The sequence below is a fragment of the Monashia sp. HAY1-5C genome, from assembly GCF_056755255.1.
This window is the reverse complement of sequence record NZ_JBPGXG010000212.1, coordinates 1-4,965: the sequence shown is the minus strand read 5'-3', so window position 1 is coordinate 4,965 and position 4,965 is coordinate 1. Positions and strand designations below refer to the sequence as shown.

The following is a 4,965-nucleotide window of genomic DNA, read 5'->3' as shown; positions in this document are numbered from 1 at the left end:
TCCGTCGTCGGCAGCGTCAGATGTGTATAAGAGACAGCCAAAGGTCCCACTCCCGGCCCAGGCCCCGGCCCGGGCCCCGACCCCGGCGACAGGCGTGCACCCCTCCCGCCGCTGTCGCCGGGGTACGGGATGATTCCCTCCATGCCGTTCAGCACCGGCTCCCTCATCGGCAGGGACGCCGACCTGCACCACCTCTTCGACGCCGTCGGGCTCCACGCCGGCGCACCCGGTACCGCACCCGCTGCTGCACCGGGTGGCCGGACGCGCACCGGGGGCGTCGTCGTCGTGTCCGGAGACGCCGGCATCGGCAAGTCCCGGCTGCTCGGACAGCTGGCGAGCGACGCCGCCGACGCAGGCTGGTTCACCGCCGTCGGTCACTGCGTCGGGCTCGCCGGCGGCAACCTCGCCTACCTGCCCTTCGTCGAGCTGCTCGGCGCGATCGACGCGCGCCACCCCGAGGTCGTCGAGGCGGTGCTCGCCACCCACCCGGGCCTGGCCCGCCTGCTGCCGACCCGCGCCGACGCGGCTGCCGCGGCGATCGCGTCGGTCCCCGCCTCGGCGCCCGCCGCGCCGGCCACGGACCCCGGGCAGGTGGCCGAGGGCGTCCACGCCCTGCTCACCGCGCTCGGCGGCGCGACGCCGGCGCTCCTCGTCGTCGAGGACGTCCACTGGGCCGACCACTCCTCGCGCGACCTGCTCACCCTGCTGCTGACCCGCGGGTTCACCACTGACGTCGCCCTCGTCGTCACCTACCGCTCCGACGACCTGCACCGACGCCACCCCCTCCACGAGACGCTCGCCGTGTGGGCGCGCATCGCCGGGGTCGAGCGCATCGAGCTCGCGCCCCTGGCCGACGACGCGGTCCGCCAGATCGTGGCCCACCTCGAGGGCGCCCCCACCGACCGCGGCACCGCCGACGAGATCGCGACCCGTGCCCAGGGCAACCCGTTCTTCGCCGAGGAGCTCGTCGCGAGCGCCGCGGCCGGGCAGGCGTTGACCGGTGGCCTGAGCCGGGTCCTCCGGGCCCGCGTGGAGCAGCTCGACGACACCGCGCAGCGGGTGCTTCGCGCCATCGCCCTCAAGGGCGGTCAGTACCTCGGGCACGAGCTCCTGGCCCGGGTCGTCGACCTGCCCGACGCCGAGCTCGAGGCCGCGCTCGCGGCCGCCGTGGAGCACCACGTCCTCGAGACCCGCTGGCCCCCCGCGTACACGTTCCGGCACGCGCTGCTCGGCGAGACCGTCGCCGACTCGCTCCTGCCCGGGGAGCGGCTGCGGCTGCACCGCGCCTACGCGTCGGTCCTGTCCGAGCACCCCGGCCTGGCCCCGGCGTCCGAGCGCGCCCGGCACGCGGCCGCCGTCGGCGACCTGACGACGGCGGTCGAGGCCAGCCGCGCCGCCGCGGAGTCCGCGATGTCCATGGGTGGCCCGCAGGACGCGCTGCAGCACCTCGAACGGGCGCTGTCGTGGCTCGACGAGGACGACCCCGCGCGCGACGACGTGACGCTCCGCGCGTCCGAGGCGGCGACCGTCGCGGGGGACCCGGTGCGGGCCGTCGACCTGCTGCGCGACCGGCTCGCCCACCCCGGCCGGGCCCAGCGGCCGGAGGCGCGCGCCGACCTGCTCGCCGCCCTCGTGCACGTGGGGCGGAACCTCGACGTGCCGCTCGACGCCCTGGCCCTGACCGACGAGGCCCTCGCCCTCGTCGACCCGCCGACGCCGGACGAGCGGCGGGTCCGCGTCCTGTCGGCGCGGCTCCAGGCGCTCATCGACCTCGGGCTGTGGATCGAGGCCTCACGCGTCGGCGACGAGGTGTCGGTGCTCGCCGAGCGGCTCGGGCTCGCCGGCCAGCTGGCCGTCGTTCGCACCATCCAGGCGCGCGTGCTCGAGGTCCAGGAGGACCTCGACGCGGTCGAGACGCACCTGCGCTCGGTGCTCGACGGGCTCGACCCGGGCGACCCGCTGCGGTTGCGCGCCCAGCACCAGCTCGCCTCCCTCGCCCACCGCCGTGGCGACCTGCCGACCGCCCTGCAGCGCTACGACGCCGGCGCCGAGCTGGCACGGCGGATGAACCGCGAGTGGGCGCCGTGGGGCCAGGAGTGCCGGTTGCTCGGCGGCCTCACCGCCTACGAGCTCGGCGACTGGGACGGCGCGGTCCGTCGGCTCGACCTCGGTGACGCTCCGGCACCGGAGCCGGGCGGCACGATCTTCACCGGCGCCCTCCTGCACGTCCGTGCCGGGCGCGGCGAACCCCTCGACACCGACCTGTTCGCGCGGCTGCGGCGCTGGTGGTCCTACGACGGTCTCGCGGTCGTGCTCTCCGTGATGGCCGGCATCGACCTGTTCGGCGACGCCGGGCGGCACGACGAGCTCGTCGAGCTCGTCGAGGACGCCGTCGGCACGCTCGACGCCGCGTGGGGCGAGTACCACGCCGTCGTCCGGCTCGCCGCCCTCGTCGGTGGCCAGGCCGCGTCGGCGGCTGCGACGGCCGATCCCGCCGTCCGCCGGCGGATGGTCGCGCTCACCGAGCGCCTCCTGGCCCGGGCGCGCCGCATCGGCGCCCTCAAGCCGGCCGTCGAGCGCACCACCCGACCGACGTTCGAGCCCGCCGACCCGGAGCAGACCACCGACCTCGAGCGCACGAGCCGCGAGACGTGGGCGTGGCTGGCCCGGGCCGAGGCCGAGGCCCTGCGGCTGCGGCGCGCCACCGACCTCGACGACCCGCCCGGTGCCGACGACCTCGTCGCGGCGTGGCGCGCGAGCGTCGCCGCCTTCGAACGGTACGGGCACGTCTACGAGACCGCCCGGTCCCGGGCGCGGCTCGCGGCCGCCCTCCACGCGCTCGGCGACGACACCGCCGCGCGTCAGGAGGCCGACGCGGCACGGGCCGTCGCCGAACGGCTCGGGGCCCGCCCCCTCCTCGCGGAGCTCGAGCGCGCGGTGCCGGCGGCCGCGCGGTCGGCCGCGCGCGTCGTGGCAGGTCAGGCCGAGCTGACCGCTCGCGAGCGGGAGGTGCTCGAGCTGCTCGCCCGGGGCCTGACCAACGGGCAGATCGGCAAGCAGCTGTTCATCAGCACCAAGACGGTCAGCGTCCACGTGTCCAACCTGCTCGCCAAGCTGGGCGCCAGCGGACGCACCGAGGCGGCTGCGATCGCCCGACGCCGGGGCCTCGTCGCGTCCTGAGCGGCGCGACGGGCCCGGGTCAGACCCGCAGGCGCTCGGCAGTGGCGACGGCGGGCCGCGACCGTCGCAGCCCCGGCGTCAGGGCCAGCGACACGACGACGGACGCCACCGCCATGACGCCCATGGCACGGGCCGCGGCGTCCGGTCCGACGCCGAGGGCGGTCGCGACCGCGCCCCCCAGGAGGGCACCGACCGCCTGGCCGACCATGAGCCCGGTGCCCTGGAGGCCGAACACCTGGCCACGGGCCTCGGCGTCGGTGTGGGTGACGAGCCGCTCCTGCAGCGGCAGGCTCGCGGAGTACCCCGCCGACGCCACGAACGCGAGCACCGCGGCGAGCGGCAGCGACGGCACGACGAAGAAGGCGAGGTACGGCACTGCCAGCAGCAGTCGCAACGGCCCGATCAGCCTGTCCCGCATGGGGATCGACAGGAAGCGCCCCACGACCACGTCGCCGACGAGCATGCCGGCCGCGGTCACCGCGAACAGGTAGCCGGCGCGGGGCCCGGCGAACGGCACGAAGAGCGCCTCGCACCCGACGATGAGACCGTTCGGCACCCAGAGTGTCAGGTAGATGGGCCGCACGACGGGCGAGCCGAGGAGACGCCGGTTGACCTGGCGGGTGCGCTGCACGACGGACGCGCCGCCGTGCCGTGGCGGGTGGTCGGACAGGCCGAGCCGCAGCAGCAGCACCGCGACGGCCAGGGCCGCGGCCGACCCGAGGAACAGCTGCGTCGTCGTGAAGCGGACGAGCAGGACGCCACCGATGCCGAAGCCGACGATCTGCATGCCGCCGACGGCGACGTTCATCGTGGCCCGGCCGAGGATGAACCCGTCGCGCGGGAGGATGTCGGAGACGAGGGCCATCATGCTCCCGCCGAGCGCCGACGTGATGAGCGGCCCGACGGCGAGCAGCACGAAGCGCCAGCCCCAGGCCAGCCCCGGGATCGCCTGGAGCAGGTCGGTGACGAGCGTCGTCGCGACGACGAGCACGAGCGCGGCGCGGGGCCGCACGAGGTCCGAGCCGGAGCCGAAGAGCGACTGCCCGATGATCCGCATCAGCGGGGCACCGAACATCGACAGGGCCGTGAGGACGGGCGAACCGGTGGCGGCGAAGGTGATGGTGCCGAGCGCCAGGGACGCGACGGCGTACGAGCCGATGTTGAGGCACTGGACGAGGAAGAGGACGCGGAACTCGGGGACGGCGAAGAGCTGTCGGTACGTCTGCACGCCCGCACCGTGCCGGATGCCGCCGCCGCTGGGCTAATGTTTCGGGAGGAGGCGAAACATGGGGACCTGGCAGATCTCGGCGGACCTGCTGGCACGGAGCCGGTTCGTCGTGTCGCCGCGCATCGAGACCGTCGGCGCCCTCAACGACCTCGTCCGCCCGTCCGACCCGGAGGGGCGGGCCCTGGCGGCGTCCCACGGCGAGGCGTTCCACACGATGCTCGACGCGCATCCGGTGCGCCGCGCCGTCCTCGACCACAGCTGGAGGCCCGGCTGGATCTCGGACTGGCTCTGCCTGCCGCCGGCGGCCCCGACCTCCGGCACCCGCACGTTCCCCGAGGAGCTCGACGACGTGCGCGAGCTCGGTGACGACCTCGTGCGCGAGCAGCTCGCCGAGAGCTCACCCAGCCACCGCCTACCCGACGTCCTCCTGCGCGACGGCCTGACCGAGGAGGCCCTGTCTCTTATACACATCTCCGAGCCCACGAGACGGAGCTACATCTAGTGTGTCGGGTTCTGCTTTGAAAGAGGGGGGGGGGGGGGGGGGGGGGGGGGGGGGG

General features: G+C 75.5%; 3 protein-coding genes. 2 read left to right on the top strand and 1 reads right to left on the bottom strand.

What is annotated here, in order from left to right; genetic code table 11:
* Positions 1-141: 141 nt before the first annotated feature.
* Positions 142-3,180: a helix-turn-helix transcriptional regulator gene (locus ACR9ZK_RS20730; RefSeq protein WP_481343856.1), complete on the top strand. Its 3,039-nt coding sequence runs from the start codon at positions 142-144 to the stop codon at positions 3,178-3,180.
* Between the two features lie 19 nt (positions 3,181-3,199).
* Here ACR9ZK_RS20730 and ACR9ZK_RS20725 read toward each other — a convergent pair whose 3' ends face one another.
* The gene (locus tag ACR9ZK_RS20725; protein ID WP_481343855.1) at positions 3,200-4,408 is read right to left on the bottom strand and encodes an MFS transporter; all 1,209 of its coding nucleotides are present in this window, start codon (positions 4,406-4,408) and stop codon (positions 3,200-3,202) included.
* Between the two features lie 58 nt (positions 4,409-4,466).
* Here ACR9ZK_RS20725 and ACR9ZK_RS20720 point away from each other — a divergent pair, with 58 nt between their 5' ends.
* On the top strand, positions 4,467-4,910 hold the full coding sequence (locus ACR9ZK_RS20720; RefSeq protein WP_481343854.1) for a hypothetical protein: 444 nt from the start codon (positions 4,467-4,469) through the stop codon (positions 4,908-4,910).
* Positions 4,911-4,965 lie beyond the last annotated feature (55 nt).

Bases quoted from the DNA above. Each gene is read 5' to 3' on its own strand.
- ACR9ZK_RS20720 (WP_481343854.1), top strand. From the start codon at position 4,467: ATGGGGACCTGGCAGATCTCGGCGGACCTGCTGGCACGGAGCCGGTTC.
- ACR9ZK_RS20730 (WP_481343856.1), top strand. From the start codon at position 142: ATGCCGTTCAGCACCGGCTCCCTCATCGGCAGGGACGCCGACCTGCAC.